The organism is Petralouisia muris (genome assembly GCF_004793545.1).
GTDB classification, from domain to species: domain Bacteria; phylum Bacillota; class Clostridia; order Lachnospirales; family Lachnospiraceae; genus Petralouisia; species Petralouisia muris.
This window is the reverse complement of sequence record NZ_SRYA01000020.1, coordinates 1-19,554: the sequence shown is the minus strand read 5'-3', so window position 1 is coordinate 19,554 and position 19,554 is coordinate 1. Positions and strand designations below refer to the sequence as shown.

General features: G+C 42.6%; 20 protein-coding genes. 18 read left to right on the top strand and 2 right to left on the bottom strand.

The window, feature by feature from the left end; genetic code table 11:
• The 5 genes from E5329_RS11430 (at position 1) to E5329_RS11410 (ending at position 3,580) form a co-directional block, all read left to right on the top strand.
• On the top strand, positions 1–423 hold the full coding sequence (locus E5329_RS11430) for an A24 family peptidase (RefSeq protein ID WP_135989669.1): 423 nt from the start codon (positions 1–3) through the stop codon (positions 421–423).
• Positions 420–653, top strand: a complete 234-nt coding sequence (locus tag E5329_RS11425) for a hypothetical protein (protein ID WP_135989668.1) — start codon at positions 420–422, stop codon at positions 651–653. Before E5329_RS11430 ends, E5329_RS11425 begins: the two co-directional genes overlap by 4 nt.
• Positions 637–2,016 carry a DUF6382 domain-containing protein gene (locus tag E5329_RS11420; RefSeq protein ID WP_135989667.1) on the top strand — a complete coding sequence of 460 codons (1,380 nt, stop codon included), beginning with the start codon at positions 637–639 and terminating at the stop codon, positions 2,014–2,016. Before E5329_RS11425 ends, E5329_RS11420 begins: the two co-directional genes overlap by 17 nt.
• Positions 2,017–2,087: 71 nt before the next feature.
• Positions 2,088–3,080 carry an SCP2 sterol-binding domain-containing protein gene (locus E5329_RS11415; RefSeq protein ID WP_135989666.1) on the top strand — a complete coding sequence of 331 codons (993 nt, stop codon included), beginning with the start codon at positions 2,088–2,090 and terminating at the stop codon, positions 3,078–3,080.
• Between the two features lie 77 nt (positions 3,081–3,157).
• Positions 3,158–3,580, top strand: a complete 423-nt coding sequence (locus E5329_RS11410) for an HIT family protein (RefSeq protein WP_135989665.1) — start codon at positions 3,158–3,160, stop codon at positions 3,578–3,580.
• Positions 3,581–3,696: 116 nt separating this feature from the next.
• On the opposite strand, the gene E5329_RS11405 is transcribed toward E5329_RS11410, so the two are convergent.
• On the bottom strand, positions 3,697–4,770 hold the full coding sequence (locus E5329_RS11405; protein ID WP_135989664.1) for an undecaprenyldiphospho-muramoylpentapeptide beta-N-acetylglucosaminyltransferase: 1,074 nt from the start codon (positions 4,768–4,770) through the stop codon (positions 3,697–3,699).
• 236 nt (positions 4,771–5,006) lie between these two features.
• On the opposite strand from E5329_RS11405, the gene E5329_RS11400 reads away from it, so the two are divergent.
• Positions 5,007–5,354, top strand: coding sequence for a hypothetical protein (locus tag E5329_RS11400; protein ID WP_135989663.1), 348 nt, complete (start codon positions 5,007–5,009; stop codon positions 5,352–5,354).
• A 114-nt stretch (positions 5,355–5,468) separates the two neighbouring features.
• On the top strand, positions 5,469–6,818 hold the full coding sequence (locus tag E5329_RS11395; RefSeq protein WP_135989722.1) for a glucose-6-phosphate isomerase: 1,350 nt from the start codon (positions 5,469–5,471) through the stop codon (positions 6,816–6,818).
• Between the two features lie 229 nt (positions 6,819–7,047).
• Here the strand turns inward: E5329_RS11395 and E5329_RS11390 are convergent, their stop codons facing one another.
• Positions 7,048–8,778 (bottom strand): methyl-accepting chemotaxis protein, encoded by a 1,731-nt coding sequence (locus E5329_RS11390; protein WP_168356592.1) that lies wholly within the window; start codon positions 8,776–8,778, stop codon positions 7,048–7,050.
• Between the two features lie 305 nt (positions 8,779–9,083).
• Here E5329_RS11390 and E5329_RS11385 point away from each other — a divergent pair, with 305 nt between their 5' ends.
• The 11 genes from E5329_RS11385 (at position 9,084) to lysS (ending at position 19,494) form a co-directional block, all read left to right on the top strand.
• Entirely contained in the window at positions 9,084–10,541 is a 1,458-nt protein-coding gene (locus tag E5329_RS11385; RefSeq protein ID WP_135989661.1) for a cell wall hydrolase, read from the top strand.
• A 188-nt stretch (positions 10,542–10,729) separates the two neighbouring features.
• Entirely contained in the window at positions 10,730–11,161 is a 432-nt protein-coding gene (locus E5329_RS11380) for an NfeD family protein (protein ID WP_135989660.1), read from the top strand.
• A gap of 18 nt (positions 11,162–11,179) precedes the next feature.
• On the top strand, positions 11,180–12,106 hold the full coding sequence (locus E5329_RS11375) for an SPFH domain-containing protein (protein ID WP_135989659.1): 927 nt from the start codon (positions 11,180–11,182) through the stop codon (positions 12,104–12,106).
• 135 nt (positions 12,107–12,241) lie between these two features.
• Complete coding sequence (argF, locus tag E5329_RS11370) at positions 12,242–13,228, top strand: ornithine carbamoyltransferase (protein WP_135989658.1); 987 nt, start codon at positions 12,242–12,244, stop codon at positions 13,226–13,228.
• 26 nt (positions 13,229–13,254) lie between these two features.
• The gene (locus E5329_RS11365; RefSeq protein WP_135989657.1) at positions 13,255–14,262 is read left to right on the top strand and encodes a biotin--[acetyl-CoA-carboxylase] ligase; all 1,008 of its coding nucleotides are present in this window, start codon (positions 13,255–13,257) and stop codon (positions 14,260–14,262) included.
• Positions 14,263–14,272: 10 nt separating this feature from the next.
• On the top strand, positions 14,273–14,626 hold the full coding sequence (locus E5329_RS11360) for a DUF6145 family protein (protein WP_135989656.1): 354 nt from the start codon (positions 14,273–14,275) through the stop codon (positions 14,624–14,626).
• Positions 14,626–15,402, top strand: a complete 777-nt coding sequence (locus tag E5329_RS11355; protein WP_135989655.1) for a type III pantothenate kinase — start codon at positions 14,626–14,628, stop codon at positions 15,400–15,402. Before E5329_RS11360 ends, E5329_RS11355 begins: the two co-directional genes overlap by 1 nt.
• 192 nt (positions 15,403–15,594) lie before the next feature.
• Positions 15,595–16,563 (top strand): tRNA dihydrouridine synthase DusB, encoded by a 969-nt coding sequence (dusB, locus tag E5329_RS11350; protein ID WP_135989721.1) that lies wholly within the window; start codon positions 15,595–15,597, stop codon positions 16,561–16,563.
• Positions 16,564–16,673: 110 nt separating this feature from the next.
• Positions 16,674–17,231 carry a hypothetical protein gene (locus E5329_RS11345; protein ID WP_135989654.1) on the top strand — a complete coding sequence of 186 codons (558 nt, stop codon included), beginning with the start codon at positions 16,674–16,676 and terminating at the stop codon, positions 17,229–17,231.
• Between the two features lie 83 nt (positions 17,232–17,314).
• A complete protein-coding gene (gene greA / locus E5329_RS11340; RefSeq protein WP_330572114.1) occupies positions 17,315–17,794 on the top strand; it encodes a transcription elongation factor GreA in 480 nt (159 codons plus the stop codon).
• A gap of 200 nt (positions 17,795–17,994) precedes the next feature.
• Positions 17,995–19,494, top strand: coding sequence for a lysine--tRNA ligase (lysS, locus tag E5329_RS11335; RefSeq protein ID WP_330572113.1), 1,500 nt, complete (start codon positions 17,995–17,997; stop codon positions 19,492–19,494).
• The last annotated feature ends 60 nt before the right edge of the window (positions 19,495–19,554 follow it).

The following is a 19,554-nucleotide window of genomic DNA, read 5'->3' as shown; positions in this document are numbered from 1 at the left end:
ATGCAGAAATTTATGGTATTAGGATTATTGGGATTGTGTACCTGGGAAGATGTAAAAAGAAAAGAACTTACATTGATCTATATTTTGCTATTTGGAATATGTGGTGTGTGCCTGCATTTGTTTTATCCAAAATGTTCAATTTACAGTATGCTGTGGGGGATGCTTCCAGGAGCGGCAATGATGATCGTTAGTTGGATAACTCATGGAAAAGCAGGAATAGGAGACGGAATTCTTCTGGTGGTAACCGGGGTGTATCTGGGAGGAATGGGAAATCTGAAACTGTTTTTTACAGGGCTTGTACTTGCGGCATTTTGGTCTCTCTGGCTACTTGTCTCTGGGAAGAAAAAGAGGAAGGATAGAATTGCGTTTGTTCCGTTTTTACTGCTTTCCTATCTTATGATGATAATCAGGTGGCAGATATGATGAAGAATGTCAGTGGAAGCTTTACGGTAGAGGCTGCGTTGGTTCTTCCTCTGATTCTGTTTTGTATTTTACTGATGCTGAATCAAGGACTGGAGTTGTATGGAGAAATGGTGGAAACAGCAGAACAGCAGAAAATGTGGGAGGAATTTGCTCCGGCAGATGATTTCCGCAAACTGGAACTGCTGCTAAAATATCAGGATATCGGAGGAAATTATGGAAATAACATATAGAAGAAATCTGCAAAAAAGTTATATGTGTGTGAAGGAACAGGAGAAATCTGCAGAGGAATATGAATTAAATATGCTGGAGGCAGAACAGGTGCCGTATTTGCTGAAAATGGAAATTGTAGAGACAGACGGAGAAATAAGCTATCTGTATGATATCAGCGGAAAACAGCAGATAGAAGATTATCTTTCGGGAAAAAAGATGGATTATGAAATGTTCTGGAAAGTGCTGCTTTCTATAAAGGAGTTGTGTTTTGTATTACAGGATTATCTGCTTCGCGAGACAGGAATTTGCCTGAAGGCAGAATATATCTATGTTAATCTGGGAGACGGCAGTCTGTATTTTACATATCTTCCCTTTTGGAGAGAAAATTTTCAGGAGGCGTTTGGCCGTTATATGGAACAGATTCTCAGAATCATTGATCATCAGGATCAGGCAGCTACGGAATTGGCATATCAGGTGTATCAGATGTCGATGATGAAAAATATCAGTATACAGAAAATATTAGAAGCTTCTGTAAAGAGAGAAAAAGAGGAAAATCAACATAAAAAGCCGGAATGGAACTATAAGGATTTGGAATGGAACCATAAGGAGCTGGAATGTGAAAATATATTGGAACAGAAGAAGGAGGAAAATGAGTTGGAAGATAGAAAAGGGTGGGATAGAATTTGGGAGTACATTAGAGTACGTGCAGAACAGATTCCCTGGATGTCCCGTTTTTTCAGTTTGTTGGTAAAAGTTCCAGAGGAAAAGTCCCGGAATGGATGGTTTTTCAAAGAGAATCCTCCTAAACTTAAACTGCAGAAGAAACCACTAAAGGAATCTTTTGAAAAAAAAGGTGTTTTCAAAGAAAGATTCTCAGATAGGATGTTTACAAAAGGAATTCTTCCCAAAGAGAATTGTCTGCAGAGACAGGGAAAAAAAGAGGAGCAGAGACGGGACAATTTTATTTCAGAGCAGCATCGATCGAAAAAAAAGTCCGTATCTGAAAAAAATATTTTAGTTGAAAAGGAAGATTTGTCAGAAATAGGAACGGCATATCCCACGGAAATTCTGGGACTGTGTATACAGGAACCCGTAGGAAAATTAATATATCAGGGAATTCATGGGTGCAAAGATATTCTGGTGGCGAGGGAAGAAATTTTGATTGGAAAGAACAAGGATCAGGCGGAAGGAGTAATTGAAGCAGAAGGAATCAGCCGGCTGCATGCCAGAATCAGCCGCCGGGAAGGGGTGTATTATCTGGAGGATTTAAATTCCACCAACGGAACATATCTGAATGGGGAACCCATAGCATATCATCAGCAAAGAAGGCTGTGCAAAAATGACAGAATTCTGTTTGGCGCGGAAGAATACATTTTTTCCTGATTCTGCAAGTAGTTGACTTTGCTTTCAAAAATTTATATACTAAAGACATTGATAAATTTGGAGGCTTTGGTATGAAAGTAAATATTTATTATGGAGGGCGGGGATTATTGGATGATCCTACCTTATATGTCATTGATAAAATGCAGGAAGTATTGGTGGAACTTCGGGTAAACGTGGAGCGGTATAATATTTATGAACACAAAAACAGTATCTCCACACTTCCCCAGACCATTAAGGATGCGGATGGCATTATATTGGCTACAACGGTAGAATGGCTGGGTATTGGCGGATATATGCAGCAGTTTTTAGATTCCTGCTGGCTTTACGGAGATAAGGAAAAGATTGCAGCAACTTATATGCAGCCCATTGTAATGTCTACTACTTATGGTGAGCGAGAGGGAGAGATTGCTCTTGCAAGCGCCTGGGAGATTCTGGGAGGGCTTCCCTGCGCAGGATTATGCGGTTATGTAGAGGATTTGATTGCGTTTGAGATGAATCGTGACTATACGGTGCTGATTGAGAAGAAAGCAGAGAATCTCTACCGTACAATTTCACAGAAATTAAAGAGTCTTCCCAACAGTAATCAGGCAGTAAAACAGTCTGTGCTGCGTCCTCAGCAGTTGGAATTGACTCCCCAGGAAAGCGAGCAGCTGTCCAAATATGTATCAGATGATGTTTATGTGAAGAAGCAGAAGGAAGACATTGAGGAATTGAGCAGTATGTTTAAAGATCTGCTGGGCCAGAGTGAAGAAGATGAGGAAATGGCATATTTGACGGAACTAGAAGCCCATTTTGTGGCCCAGGATGATTTTTCAGCCACTTACCTGTTTATGATAGACGGAAAGAAGAAGCCGCTGACCGTTGAGGTGCACAATGATGAACTGAGGGTTCACTACGGACAAGGGGAAAAGATAGATGTCTATGCTAAGATGACAACCGCAGTTATGGATAATATTATTCAGGGAAGAATGAGTTTTCAACGGGCTTTTATGACAGGGGAAATGACCGCTAAAGGAAACTTTAAGACGCTGAAGATGCTGGATCAGGTATTTATTTTCGGATAAATTGTATTTGGGTGCAGCAGCCAGAAAGATCTGTACAGATATTTAATGTGAATGAGACTAGAAACAGGAGATTTGAAATGAGAGAAGAAAATTGTATTTTTTGTAAAATTGCAGCCGGAGAAATTCCCTCCAAAACAATTTATGAAGATGAGCAATTCAGGGTAATTCTGGATATCAGTCCTGCATCAAAGGGACATGCTCTTATTATTCCTAAAGAACATTATGCTGATATTTATAAACTGCCGGAAGATATGGCAGGACAAGCTATGATTCTTGCCAAGAAGCTTGCGCTGCATATGACAGAAACTTTAAATTGTGATGGATTTAATATTGTACAGAATAACGGGGAAACAGCAGGACAGACGGTATTTCATTTTCATATGCATCTGATTCCCAGATATGAACAGGACGGCAATCAGGATAAGCTTTGTTGGAATCATCTGGAATTATCTCAGGAAGAGTTAGAGGATATCTGTCAGAAACTCAGCCGGAATCTTTGAAGCAGCAGGCATGGCTTTCTATACCTTTAAGCCAAATGATTTGCGAACAGATTCCCACGATTTCGAGAAGAACGGCAAATCATTTGGCAAATAGGTATGCTTAAGGGTAAAAAAATCTATTTTTTCTGATTGGCGGCTTGTTCCAGAAGCTGCACGATTGTTTCTACAGAATTCAGCTGTTCACTTTTTGCCATAGCATTGATATATTGATTCCGGTTTTGGAATAATTTCTTAATAGCATCCAATAGGATGACGCTGTTTAACTGTTCCTCTTCAATTACCACACTATAGCCCTGACCTTCAAAAGAACGGGCGTTTAAAATCTGATCTCCACGGCTGGCATTGGCAGAAAGAGGGATCAGAATATTAGGCTTGCGCAGCGCCAGAAGTTCACAGATAGCATTGGCTCCAGCTCTGGAAATCACCAGATCTGCGAGGGCAAACATGTCGCTTAATTCTTTATTTGCATATTCAAATTGTGCATATCCTTTGGTATGTTCGAATGATGAATCCAGCTTTCCTTTTCCGCAGAGATGAAGAACCTGAAAATCTTTTAATAAATCAGGAAGAAGGCTGCGAACAATTTTATTGATAAACTGGGAACCGGTGCTTCCACCGATTACCATAATCACTGGCTTTTCTGATTGGAACCCACAATATGTAAGTCCCTTTAACCGATTTCCGGACAGCAGTTCCTCTCGGATGGGAGAGCCTGTCAGAACAGCTTTATCTGCAGGAAGGTATTTCAGAGTTTCCGGAAAATTGCAGCAGACCTTGCAGGCGTTTGGTATAGCGAGTTTGTTGGCAAGGCCAGGAGTAATATCGGATTCGTGAATAATTGCAGGAATCTTTCGGTGTTTGGCTGCCAGAATCACCGGGACGGAAACAAAACCTCCTTTGGAAAATACAACATCCGGCTTTAATTTTTTTAACAGTGTGCGTGCCTGCCCGTAGCCTTTGATTACCTTAAAAGGATCAGAAAAATTTTTCCAGTCAAAATAACGGCGCAGCTTGCCGGAGGAAATACCATAATATGGAATGCTGTATTGTTCAATCAGTTTTTTTTCAATTCCGTTGTAAGAACCAATGTAATGGATATCGTAACCAAGCTCCTTCAATCTAGGGAGAAGTGCAAGATTCGGGGTGACGTGGCCGGCAGTGCCTCCGCCGGTTAACACAATTCTTTTCATGATGACCTCCTGAGTGTTTTTAAATTTATCTGTTCTTATCTTATACTGTTCCTGAAAAAAGATCAAGAGAAGCAAGGTGTCGAAAACCGGGAGAATATGCGGTGAAAAAAGCCTTTGGAAGACTTCACAGATTGGAAAAGAATATTTATAATGAATGTATCAGGCAGATTCCACTTTTGGCAACGCCATGATATCGGAAATCTGCTTGACCATTTATGAAAGGAGGGACATGCTTTATGGAGGAATTGATACGTTTTTGCCAGAGGTATCAGGGACTTTTGAAAGAAGCAGCGCTTATTCTGATGGGTTTGCTGATCCTGCTGCTTCTGGCAAGGATTTTGCGGCAGATAAAAAGACTGAACAGAAGTCTTGGAGATATTATTGGGAGTGTCCAGGCATATTTTGAGGTAATATTGCGGGATGAAGAAGAGGAAGAGATGGAGCAGGAGATGGAGCAGATACATAAGATAGAAGAAACAGAAGAGAATAAAAGGGAGAGGCGGGAACTGACGCCGGAGCAGGCGCAAAAGAAGGCAGAGGATGAAAAACTGTTTAATGCAGTCTTGCAGGAATACTTTTCCTGAAAGGGCTTTTCTGTTTGACGAAGTGGGATAGATTTGTTACAATATTCCATAAGTAGAGCGGAGAATGCCCAAGAGGGATTCTTATACTAAGCATATAAAGACAAAGGAGTGGAAATCATGGAAAAAGTATCATTTGATTATGGAAAAGCTGCGGGATTTATCAGTCAGGAAGAAGTCAGCTATATGGAGAAGCTGGTGGAAGATGCCAGAAAAGTACTGGTTTCGAAAAGCGGGGCCGGAAATGACTTTTTAGGATGGCTTGATCTGCCGGTGGAATATGATAAAGAGGAGTTTGCAAGAATTAAGAAGGCGGCTGAGAAAATTCAGGGAGACTCTGAGGTGCTGGTAGTTATCGGAATCGGAGGTTCCTATTTGGGAGCCAGAGCCGCTATTGAATTTCTGAGACATGGATTTTATAATAATGTGTCAAAAGAAATTCGCAAGACACCTGAAATTTACTATGCAGGAAACAGCATCAGCAGCTCCTATCTTGCCGGACTGATTGAAGTAATCGGTGATCGTGATTTCTCAGTGAATGTGATATCCAAATCCGGAACTACCACAGAACCGGCCATTGCATTCCGCGTATTTAAAGAAATGCTTGAGAAGAAATATGGAAAAGAAGGTGCTGCAAAGAGAATTTACGCAACAACAGATAAAGCCAGAGGTGCGTTGAAGGGACTTGCGTCCGAAGAAGGATATGAGAGCTTTGTGGTACCGGATGATGTAGGCGGGCGTTTTTCCGTACTGACAGCAGTTGGGTTACTGCCCATAGCAGTCAGCGGAGCAGATTTGGACAAGCTGATGGAAGGCGCTGCAGCAGGCAGAGAACGGGCATTGAATCAGCCGTTTGCAGAGAATGATGCGATGCAGTATGCAGCAGTTCGTAATATTTTATTGAGAAAAGGCAAAGCTGTGGAGGTGCTTGCCAACTATGAGCCGTCACTGCACTATGTTTCTGAATGGTGGAAACAGCTTTACGGAGAAAGCGAAGGAAAAGACCAGAAGGGCATTTTCCCGGCATCTGTAGACTTGACCACAGACTTGCATTCTATGGGACAGTTTATTCAGGATGGTTCCAGAATTATGTTTGAAACGGTAATGAACGTAGAAAAATCCCGCAGCACAATTAAGATCAATCAGGAGCCGGTAGATTTAGACGGATTAAATTATCTTGCCGGTAAAGATATGGATTTTGTAAATAAGAGCGCTATGAATGGAACGATTTTAGCCCATACAGATGGAAACGTACCTAATCTGGTAGTAAATATTCCGGAACAGAATGAATTTTACCTGGGTGAGTTGTTCTATTTCTATGAATTTGCCTGCGGCTTAAGCGGATATTTGCTGGGTGTTAATCCATTTAACCAGCCTGGCGTTGAAAGTTACAAGCGCAATATGTTTGCACTGTTAGGTAAGCCGGGATTCGAGGCTGAACGGGAAGAATTGTTAAAGAGACTGTAAGAGATTACAATTGGTATGCGAAGCGCAGTTTCTATAGAAAAAACTGCTTTTAAAAGGAAATATCCGGCGGTTGAATATCGGCGAATTTTATGCAGGTAAAAAAGTCGATATTCAACCGCTGGAATAAACAATACAGGATATGGAGCATTCTGATGTCAGAAAAGCCATATCCTGTATTGTTATTTTCAAAGCATTTATGTATGTTCTTGGTAAAGTAATGCCCTGTATTTTATAATTGAAAAGTATTTACATTTGTTTCTAACGAGGAAGCAATATTCTGTAATTCAGAGGCATGATTGGATATTTCCTGCATAACATTAGCAACTTCCATAACTGCTGCAGAAGTTTCCTGGGTGTTTGCGGCATTCTGCTCTGCAATGGAAGTCAGGTTCTGTACTACGTCTACAATATTAGTGCGGGCAGAATTCAACTGGTTGGTACGTTCGGCAATGGAGTCGACATTAACGGCGGAGTCCATAATTCCTCCCTGAACCTGAGAAAAAGTGGTTCCGGTTTTCGTTACGTTTTCGTTTTGCTGCGCCATAATTTCTTTGACTGCTTCCATAGTTTCTACAGCTTTTCTGGAATCTTCCATTAAGGTATAAATAATACTGTCAATCTGCTGGGCAGATTTGTTGGACTGTTCTGCAAGCTTTTGAATCTCAGAAGCTACTACGGCAAATCCTTTGCCGGCATCCCCGGCCCTGGCAGCTTCAATAGAAGCATTCAAAGACAGCAGGTTTGTTTCATCTGCAATAGAGGAAATCAAGGTTGTTGCTTCTTTTATTTTAAGAGCAGATTCGTTAGTAGTGTGCGTCTGTTCATATATTATATTGATGGAATCCATGGCTTGTTTATTTACCGTATCCAGTTCCCGGAGAGTGGTATTGGCATGTTCACTGGAGTCTTTGATGGATTGTGCAATGCTGCGCAGAGAAGAGACTTCCGAGGAAGTGTTTTCTACCATGGTTCCAATTAGTAAAATGTCATCTGTTGCCTTCTGGGTTTCTTCTGCTTGATTTGCCGCACCGGCAGCAATTTCATTTACGGCCCGTTCTACATTTTGAACCGTGCCGAAAGTGGCAGAGGCATTGCTTGTTAATGATTCGGATGTTGCATAAAGCAGTGAGCTCTGCTGTTTGATATCTGTGATTATGGCAGCGAAAGCTTCCCTGAGGGAGATTAATGCAGTGCCTATAGTTCCTGTTTCATCTTTGTGCTTACTGATTTTCTCCAAGCGATGATCTTCAGTAAGATCCATTGCGGCAAATTTCCGGATAATTTCGGAAATTGTAATAATCGGCTGCATCATTCGGGCAATCAGCAAATATCCAAAAATTCCAAGAATCACTAAAAGGATGCCACAACACAAAAGTGCCTGTCGAACTACATTTGTGACTGGGCCGAGAATTTCATTTTCGTCTGCAGTAAGTATCAGAATAGCTTTCCCTTTATCTACTATATAATAAGAAGCATACCGCCCTTTTCCGTTATAAGTATAACGGATAATGTCGGCTGTTGGTGTATTTTCCTGTTCCAACTGCTCTGTAAGTGCGGTAATGGCGTCTATGCCTGTTGTCTGGCCGATTTTTTCCCCATCAGGATGATAGAGAATGGTTCCGTCAGCCCCTGTAACATAAAAGTAACTGGAAGTTATATTTTTTAATCCGGCGCCTGAGAGCATAGTCTCCAGACGCTCTGTTGAGAGATACATAATGGATACTTTAAGATTCTGATCCAGTACTTTTCCATAGGAATCTGTAAAATCAGACATATAGTTCTGTGTGGTGGCTGTAATATTTTTCTTAACATTCGGGATGATAATACATGTGCTGAGGAAAATTGTTACAATAATAGAAATAAGCAGAACGCCCACGATTTTTATTTTAATGGAGGAAAGTTTTCTGCTGCCCGTGGAATCAGCGCTTTTCTCCGTAGTTGGAAAGTTGTTTGCTTTCACAAGAGTATCCTCCTTTTTTCTTTTTATTATAGCAGTCTTCATGTTTGATTGCAAGAAAATGACAGAAAGACAGAAAAATTGTGAAAAAATGGCAGAAAGAATTCCTGTAATCCATACATAACGACGAAAAAAGGAGATAAGACCAGGGCGGGAAAAAAGAAATTCCGGCAGAGAGCTTGACAATTTACAATTTCTTTGCTATAGTGTAACAAGTTCGTAACATTTGTAACAAATTCGAATAAAATAACATACAAATTTTTAAAAATTATAAATATGTTATTTTAGCAGAAATTCAGGAGGTTAATATGAAATTCGATAAGAAGGTTATGGAAAGCGGAATTGTTGCAGCTTTTACCCTGGTGATGACAGTTTCATCCGTATGCGGAAATAATGTAACTACTCAGGCTCCAGATGGCCGGGAGGTAGAATTGTCAGCAGAACCGGCAGGAGTAGGTGAGGAGCTTGTTGCGGCAACGAAGGAAAGAATTGTGAAAGATGTTGTGACAGCAACCATCACAGAAAGTGAGCCTGAACAGAACGCAGAAGAGATAAAGGAAGTTTCCATTCAGGAGAAAGCAGAAGAAGCATCAGAGGAACCAAAGCAGGCAGAAGAGCCAAAAGAGGCAGAAGCAAAAGAGAATGATGCAGAGCCAGCAGAGGAGCCGAAAGAAGCTGAAGAAGTAAAGGATGAAGCAAAACAGGCAGAAGCTGTGGAACCGGAGGAGACTGCAGGAGACCCGACAGAGGCAGAGAAACCGGAGGAAACTGCAGAAGAACCGGCAGAAATGGAAGCCAAAAAGGATGAAGAAGAGAATAAGGAAGAAACATCAGTAAAAGATGGTCTGGTGGCAGTTGGAAACGAGGAGGTTTCTCCATGGGCATCCAAATTACTGCCGAATGTAGAAGATTATCTGAATATCCGTACAGAGCCCTCTGATGAGGCAGAGCTTGCAGGAAAGCTCCATAAAGGCGCTTCTGCAGACATTCTGGAAAAAGGAGAGGAATGGACCAAAATCAGTTCTGGAAGCGTAGAAGGATATGTAAAAAATGAATTCTGTGTGACAGGACTGGAAGCAGAGGCTCTTGCAAATCAGGTGGGAACAACTTATGCTACAGCGGTAACAGGCGGCGTAAGAGTCAGAGAAACCACATCTGCATCAGAAGAGACAGAGATTTTGGATGTATTGGAAGAAGGCGGTAAGGTTAAGGTAGATACCGAAGCAGAAGCGGCAGAAGGCTGGGTTCCGGTGAAGCTGGAGGAAGGGACTGGTTATGTCAGCGCTGAGTTCGTAGATGTAGAGTTAAAACTTGGAAAAGCAATTTCCATAGAAGAAGAACGCGCTGCAATTGCTGCTGCAGAAGCAGAGAAAGCAAAAAAAGCACAGCAGTCTTCCGGAGGAACGTCCCAGCGGGGAGCAGTTTCAGCATCTTATGATGATGTGACGTTGTTAGGGGCATTGATTCAGTGTGAAGCAGGAAGCGAGCCTTATGAAGGAAAATTGGCAGTAGGAGCTGTAGTAATGAACCGTCTCCGGGCAGGTTATGCAGGAAGCATTTCTGGAGTGATTTATCAGAGCGGTCAGTTTACGCCGGCATCCAGCGGTGCACTTGCAAGCGTACTGGCAAATGGCGTATCCGGTAGTTGTATTCAGGCGGCTCAGGAAGCAATTGCAGGAGCCAGCAATGTAGGCGGAGCCACAAGTTTTCGGAATGCAGCTTCAGGAGCGTCTGGAATTGTAATTGGAAATCATGTATTTTTCTAATAAATTTGAATTTTGCTAAGGCTGCTTGCAGTGGGCATAAAATAATCAGAAAAATTAAAGAACTGTTGTATGGAATGGGAAATTTTCTATTCCATGCAACAGTTTTTGTCTTCCAGGCATTAAATGTTGTAATATGAGTAAAAATATAGTAAACTAACACCATAACCGTACCCGAAAGGAGGGAATTTATGGATGGTATTTTCTGGTTGATCGTAGTTGTAGTGATGGCAGTCATTGAAATCATTACTCTGGGGCTTACTACCATCTGGTTTGCAGGCGGAGCATTGCTTGCATTTGCAGCCAGCCTGCTGGGAGCGAATCTTCTGGTGCAGAGTATATTGTTCGTTGTGACGTCTGTGGTACTGCTGGCAGTTACTAGGCCGCTGGCAGTGGAATTTTTTAATAAGGACAGAACAAAAACAAATGCAGAGAGCCTGATAGGCAAAACGGCTCTGGTACAGCAGGAAATTGATAATTTGAAAGCCGCAGGAATGGTTGCTGTTGATGGACAGGAATGGTCAGCGAGGTCTGCTGATGATAGAGTGATTCCTGCAGAAACCCTGGTGGAAATTCTGGAGATCAGCGGCGTAAAGCTGCTGGTGAGACAGAAAGAAGTATAATTTGTGGAGGGCTTATTTATGTTAGGATATATAATTGTATTGATATTGATAATTTTTGGGCTGATTCTGGTGGCGTCCTGTGTGAAAATTGTTCCTCAGGCACACGCTCTTGTCATTGAGCGTCTGGGCGGATACCAGGGCACCTGGGGTGTGGGGCTGCATTTTAAAGTTCCCTTTATCGATCGGGTGGCAAAGCGCGTATTGCTGAAGGAGCAGGTGGTTGACTTCGCGCCTCAGCCGGTGATTACCAAGGATAATGTTACCATGCGGATTGATACGGTAGTTTATTTCCAGATTACCGATCCCAAGCTGTTTGCATACGGGGTGGAAAATCCCATTATGGCAATTGAAAATCTGACTGCCACTACCCTTAGAAATATTATCGGAGACCTGGAGCTGGATGAAACACTGACGTCCAGGGAGCTGATTAATACCAAGATGCGCGCTTCCCTGGATGTGGCCACGGATCCCTGGGGAATTAAAGTAAACCGAGTGGAGCTGAAAAATATTATTCCGCCTCAGCAGATTCAGGATGCAATGGAGAAACAGGCCAAAGCGGAGCGAGAACGCCGTGCAGCCGTTACCCAGGCAGAGGGGGAGAAAACAGCAACCGTACTGGTGGCAGAAGGAAAGAAAGAGTCTGCAATTCTGGATGCTGAAGCAGAAAAGCAGGCGGCAATTCTCCGTGCGGAAGCGAAAAAGGAAGCTACAATGCGGGAAGCGGAAGGTCAGGCAGAAGCAATTCTGCGAATTCAAAAAGCCAACGCGGACGGCCTTCGTTTCTTAAAAGAAGCTGCGCCAGATGGTGCGGTACTCCATTTAAAGGGTCTGGAAGCATTTGAAAAAGCCGCAGACGGCAAGGCAACCAAGATTATTATACCATCTGAAATTCAGGGGTTGGCAGGTCTTGCAAAATCCCTGACGGAGATTGGAAAAGAAAGCTGAGAATGTAATTTGCGGCAGGCTGCAGGCTTAAGAACAAAAGCGGCAGGCGAGCTTCGAAAAGGAAGAAAGTGATTTGCAGCGGGCTGCAGGAAGAAGGGCAGTCCGCTGTTCCATCATATTTGGAAGGAGAAAACAATGAATTTAAAAGGAAGGAATTTTCTTAAATTAAAGGATTTTACGTCGGAAGAAATTACATATCTTGTGGAACTGGGAGAAGAACTGAAACAGAAAAAGAAACAGGGGATTGCCCATGATGAGTTAAAGGGGAAAAATATTGCACTGATTTTTGAGAAGACAAGTACCAGAACACGGTGTTCTTTTGAAGTTGCCGCACATGACTTAGGAATGCATGTGACATATTTAGATCCATCCGGTTCCCAGATTGGGAAAAAAGAAAGCATTAAAGACACCGCAAGGGTGTTGGGCAGAATGTATGACGGAATTGAATACCGCGGTTTCGGACAGGAAATTGTAGAAGAGTTGGCAGAGTATGCCGGCGTACCAGTTTGGAATGGGCTGACCAATGAATTCCATCCCACTCAGATGATTGCCGATATGATGACAGTTCAGGAGAAGTTTGGACACTTGAAAGGGATTAAATTGGTATACATGGGAGACGCCCGGTATAATATGGGAAATTCTCTGATGGTAACCTGTGCAAAACTGGGCATGGATTTTGTTGCCTGCACCAGTCAAAATTATTTTCCGGATCAGGAGTTGGTAACTTATTGTAAAAAGGAGGCAAAAGAGTCTGGCGGTTCCGTTACCTTGACAGAAAGCGTGGAAGAGGGAACCAAAGATGCAGATGTAATCTATACCGATGTGTGGGTATCCATGGGAGAACCCGAAGAAGTTTGGGAAAGCCGGATTCGTGAGCTGATGCCCTATCAGGTCAATCAGAAAGTAATGGAGCATGCCAAATCCACTGCAATTTTCATGCACTGTCTTCCTGCTTTTCATGATTTGGAGACTGTGATTGGCAGACAGATTCATGAGAAATTCGGACTTACAGAGATGGAGGTGACTAATCAGGTATTTGAAAGCAGCCAGTCAGTGGTGTTTGATGAGGCGGAAAACCGTATGCACAGCATTAAAGCCATTATGTATGCTACATTGAAGTAATTTGCCTGTAATTACTGGAGGATGCTATGAAAACAGAAATCTTGCGCATGCTGCGGCAGGCCAGTCCAGGAAGCTATGTTTCCGGCCAGGAGTTGTGTGAGCGCCTGGGAGTTTCCCGGACTGCAGTCTGGAAATCAATGAAACAATTAAAAGAAATGGGATATGAAATAGAGGCAGTGCAGAATCGTGGATACCGACTGGTTTTTGTGCCGGATATCTTGTCAAAAAGTGAAATCGAAAGCTGCCTTTTCACCAAATGGCTGGGGCATCCTGTCTGCTATTTTGATGAAATTGATTCCACGAATACAGAAGCAAAACGGAGGGCAGAGGAAACTAAGGGAATGGAAGGCCATGGAACCGTGTTTGTGGCAGATATGCAGACCTTTGGAAGAGGAAGGCGGGGAAGAAACTGGAATTCTCCTCATGGAACTGGAATTTTCTTTACTATTTTGCTGAAACCAGAGATAGATCCTGCTAACGCCTCTATGCTGACACTGGTGAAAGCTTTGGCGGCAGTAAATGGAATTCGTGAGGTTACAGGATTAGAGGCAAAAATTAAGTGGCCCAATGATGTTGTGGTGAATGGAAAAAAGGTTGTAGGCATTTTGACGGAAATGAGCGCTCAGATAGATTATGTAAATCATATTGTAGTGGGAACCGGAATCAATGTGCATCAGACAGATTTTCCGGAAGAGATTGCAAAGACGGCCACTTCACTGGATATGGAGCTGCATAAGGAGGGAAAGAAGCCGGAGATTTCCAGAGCCAGGTTGTTGGGAACTGTTTTAAAAAAGTTTGAAGACTATTATGAAATATATTTGAAAACTCAGGATTTATCAGCGCTCGCAGAAGAATATAATTCCCTTTTGGTAAATTGCAGCCGTAAAGTGCGGGTGTTAGACCCCATGGGAGAATTTGAGGGGACAGCCCTTGGGATTGATCATCGGGGGGAGTTATTGGTAGAACGAGAAAATGGGGTGGAAAAAGTGTCTTCGGGAGAGGTATCTGTCCGGGGAATTTACGGTTATGTGTAAGGAGGATTTTATGGAGCAGGAAGAAATCATACTGTGCGGCTCCAGTGCATATACAAAGAAGTATTACCTGAATGAAGAATTTGAAGCTTTGCCAGAAAGCATTAAGGATGAGCTGAAAATCATGTGTGTGCTGTATACAGAGGATATCGGCGGTGTTCTCACCCTGTTTTTTGACGAAGGGGGCAGGCTGCAGTTTCAGACGGCGGCGGATGAAGGGGATTTGCTGTATGATGACATTGGAAGTGTGCTGAAGGTAAAGCAGCTTCAGCGGACAAAACAGGAATTGCTGGAATCCCTGGAAATGTATTTTAAAGTATTTTTCCTGGGAGAGGAACTTTCAGAAGAGGATTTGGAGGAATTGTAATGTTATTAGTGGTAGATGTGGGAAACACGAATATTACGTTTGGGGTATTTGACGGGGAGAAGCTGGAAGCAACGTTCCGTATGACTACCAAGTTGCAGCGGACTTCCGATGAGTATGGAATATGTATTCGGGATCTGATTTCCCACAACAGGTTAAAACCGGAAAAAATTAAGGACGCGATTATTGCCTCTGTAGTGCCAAATGTGATGCATTCCCTCTTAAGTTCATTTATTAAATATTTTGATATCCGGCCTGTGGTGGTGGAACCGGGAATTAAGACAGGAATACGCATTGCCACGGAAAATCCCCGTCAGCTGGGAGCCGATCGGATTGTGGACGCCGCTGCGGCCTATGAGCAGTACGGGGGGCCGGTATTTGTGATTGATTTCGGAACAGGAACTACCTATGATCTGGTGGATGAAACCGGGGCCTTTGTGTCTGGCGTGACTGCACCGGGAATCCGTACATCTGCCAAGGCGTTGTGGGAAGATGCGGCAAAATTACCGGAAATTGAAATTCGCAAACCCGGCAGCATTTTGGCCAAAGAAACTATCAGCAGTATGCAGGCAGGGTTGATTTATGGTCAGATTGGCCAGACAGAATATATCATAAAACAGACCAAGAAAGAAACGGGTTATAAGAATTTGAAAGTAGTGGCAACCGGGGGTCTTGGAAAAATTATTGCAAAGGAAACAGAGGAAATTGATATTTATGATCCTACGCTGACATTGCAGGGACTTCGGCTGATTTATAATAAGCAGAACCGCGGAAAGTAGATGGTTATACGCAAGAATACTTCTTTGCCAGATGTTTGGCGACTCTTTTTGAAATAATGAGAGTTGCCGGCAAATTATTTGTCTCATGCGTACAGAAGTGTCAGAAGGTGCATGCTGTAATGGCGGACAGGAAACAATCATTTGGCTCACGTGTATAAAAGCACAGCAAAAATAGCAGGAATTGGAAAAGTGATGGAAAAGTTAAAAATTGGAAATGTGACGTTGGAAAACAATTTGATTCTGGCGCCAATGGCAGGGGTATGCGACCTGCCATTTCGTGCGCTCTGTAAAGAGCAGGGCGCAGGACTTCTCTGTATGGAGATGGTAAGCGCCAAGGGCATTTATTATAAAAATAAAAATACGGAAATTCTGTTAGCTGCCGAAGAAAAAGAAAGACCTCTGTCTCTTCAGCTGTTTGGCGCAGATCCGGAGATTATCAGTGAAATGGCGAAGCGGATAGAGGAACGTCCCTTTGATATTCTGGATATCAATATGGGCTGTCCTGTGCCGAAAGTAGTGAATAACGGGGAAGGCTCTGCGCTTATGAAGACGCCGAAGCTGGCCTTTGATATTGTTTCAAAAACAGTAAAAGCCATACAGAAACCAGTCACTGTTAAAATACGCAAAGGCTTTGACGATGCCCATGTGAATGCTGTAGAAATGGCAAAAATATTGGAAGAGGCGGGAGCCTCCGCTCTGGCGGTACATGGGAGAACCAGAGAACAGTATTATTCCGGCAAAGCTGACTGGGATATTATCCGTCAGGTAAAAGAAGCCGTTTCCATTCCGGTATTTGGAAACGGAGATATTCAAAACGGACAGGATGTGCTCCGAATGAAAGAGCAGACAGGATGTGATGGGTTTATGATCGGAAGAGCAGCTCAGGGAAATCCCTGGATTTTCAGACAGATTCTGCACTTTTTGGAAACTGGGGAGGAACTGTCCAAACCGGAACTTTCAGAGGTGACAGAAATGCTTCTGCGCCATGCGAAAGCTCAGATTGAATGGAAAGGTGAAATTGTTGGCATCCGGGAAATGCGTAAACATGCGGCATGGTATACAACCGGCTATAAAAATTCAGCCAAGCTCAGAGGGAAAATTAATGAAGTGGAAACTTATGGGCAATTGGAAGCCCTGTTTCGGAATTTACCCAAAGTTTAAAGGCAGGGAAAACTCTTTTGTAATAACTTGATTGGGGCGTTCATATAATTGGAAAAATGGATAAGCCTAAAAGGAGCATTATTATAGAAGAAAAACAGGAAAAAAAAGGAATGTTACATTGGCTGAAAGCCAGGCTCGAAACACTTAAAGGGCGTTTGAAGAAAACAGAGGAAGCGGAAAACTGGGAGGAAAAGACGGAGGAAGGAAATCCATTTTTGCCAAAGCTCAGATGGATTTTAGAACAGGTATTGGAAAAATATCAGATGGATTACAGGATTTTTTGCCCACTTTTGCTGGATACTGATACACCGCCTAAGTCCATGTTAGATGAAGATGATGTAGAACTGGCGCTGGAGCAGATTTCAGGAGACTTGAATTTTTTAAAAATTGTAACAGATCGTCCTGCATATTTTGCTTCTTATATTGAAAGAATGTATGAGGATACCGGTTTGGTAGTTCAGATAGAGGACAAAGGAGAAATTTCTCTGGAAAGCGTCAATGTCATTTTGGATATGGAACGAAATGGTAATTGCCATTATCGTTTTATGAAGGAAGGCATACTTTATATCCCTGTCTATAAAAGGCCGTGGACCCAGGTGAAAATACAGCAGAATCTTGACATTTCTATACCTATCGGGTATAATACTGTGATTGTTAAAGGGAGATAATCAGTTATTTTTGCGGGCAGTCCTGTGAAAAGTAGGCTGTCTGGTGATAAAAAATATATAGTGTAATAGGAAGGTGTTGGATTATGGAAAAGAAAAATTTATTAACTTATGAAGGGCTGCAGAAGCTGGAAACAGAGCTGCATGACTTGAAAGTGGTAAAGCGAAAGGAAGTTGCTCAGAAGATCAAAGAAGCCAGAGAGCAGGGCGATCTTTCAGAAAATGCAGAATATGATGCTGCAAAGGATGAACAGCGTGATATAGAAGCCAGAATTGAAGAAATTGAAAAAATACTGAAAAATGCTGAAGTTGTCGTTGAGGATGAAGTAGATCTGGACAAGATAAGCGTAGGCTGCCGTGTGAAAATTTATGACTGTGAATTTGAAGAAGAATTAGAGTATAAAATTGTAGGCTCTACAGAGGCAAACAGCCTGCAGGGTAAGATTTCCAATGAATCTCCGGTAGGAAAAGCCTTAATTGGGGCAAAAGCAGGCGATATGGTGAAAATAGAAACTCAGGCGGGAGTGATGGAATATAAGGTTCTGGAGATACAGCGGTCGAATTAAATGGATTCAGAAGATATTGCGATTTAGCGGATTTTATGTGCAGCGCGGAATAGAAATATAAGAGCATGACAGCAAAAGACGGTAGAATCCGGTAAAAATCCGAGTTAGAAATGACATTGGGTAAAATGGTTTCAGATCATATTTGAAACTGAGTGAAAGGCAGTGGTTTCAGGCCATCATACAGAATGGAGGAAAAGAAAATGGGGCAGAACAATCAGCCGGCGGAACAGGATTTGAATCAGTTATTGAAGGTCCGTCACGATAAGTTAAAAGATTTGCAGAAAAATGGAAAGAATCCATTTCAGATAACGAAATATGACGTTTCCAGCCACAGCATGGAAATCAAAGATAATTTTGAATTCATGGAAGGGCAGACTGTAAGTATAGCGGGCAGGATGATGTTCAAACGTGTTATGGGAAAGGCGTCTTTCTGTAATGTGCAGGATTTACAGGGAAATATTCAGGCATATGTTGCCAGGGACAGCATCGGTGAGGACAGCTATAAGGATTTTAAAAAATATGATGTGGGAGACATTTTGGGAATCAAAGGGGAGGTATTCAAAACCAAAACCGGAGAAATCTCTGTTCATGCCCAGGAAGTAACGCTTCTTTCCAAAAGCCTTCAGATTTTGCCAGAGAAATTTCACGGCCTGACAGACACGGATATCCGCTATCGTCAGAGATATGTGGATTTGATTATGAATCAGGAGGTAAAGGATACCTTTATCAAACGTTCCAAGGTGCTGAGCAGTATCCGCAGGTTTCTGGACAAACAGGGCTTCATGGAAGTGGAGACGCCTATGCTGGTAAGCAATGCCGGGGGCGCTGCCGCAAGGCCTTTTGAAACCCACTTTAATGCTTTAAATGAGGATTTTAAACTCCGTATTTCACTGGAACTTCCGCTGAAACGGCTGATTGTAGGAGGCCTGGAGCGTGTGTATGAAATTGGACGTGTATTCCGCAATGAAGGTCTTGACACCCGCCATAATCCTGAATTTACCTTAATGGAGCTGTATCAGGCATACACAGATTACCGTGGCATGATGGATTTAACAGAAAATCTTTACCGCTATGTGGCAAAAGAGGTAACGGGTTCTGAAATTCTTACTTACGGCGAACATGAAATGGATCTGTCGAAACCTTTTGAGCGCATTACCATGGTAGATGCAGTGAAAAAATATGCTAATGTGGATTTTAATGAGATTCATACCACAGAAGATGCCAAGAAGATGGCAGATGAGCATCACATTGAATATGAGGACAGACATAAGAAAGGAGATATTCTGAGTCTGTTTTTTGAGGAATATGTGGAAGAGCACCTGATTCAGCCTACATTTGTTATGGATCATCCAATTGAGATTTCCCCATTGACCAAAAAGAAGCCGGATCATCCGGAATATGTGGAACGTTTTGAATTCTTCATGAATGGATGGGAGATGGCAAATGCTTATTCAGAGCTGAATGATCCTATTGATCAGCGGGAACGTTTTGAAGCGCAGGAAGCGTTGCTGGCAGCCGGGGACGCAGAGGCTAACCATACGGATGAGGATTTCCTGAATGCTTTGAATATTGGAATGCCGCCCACTGGCGGGATTGGGTTTGGGATTGACCGGATGGTGATGATGATGACCGATTCCCCGGCAATACGTGATGTGTTGTTGTTCCCCACGATGAAGACGCTTGGCGGAAAAGACCAGTAAAATCACAATGTCATTAACTTAAGGAAAAGAACAATACCGGATGTCTTTACACCCATTCAT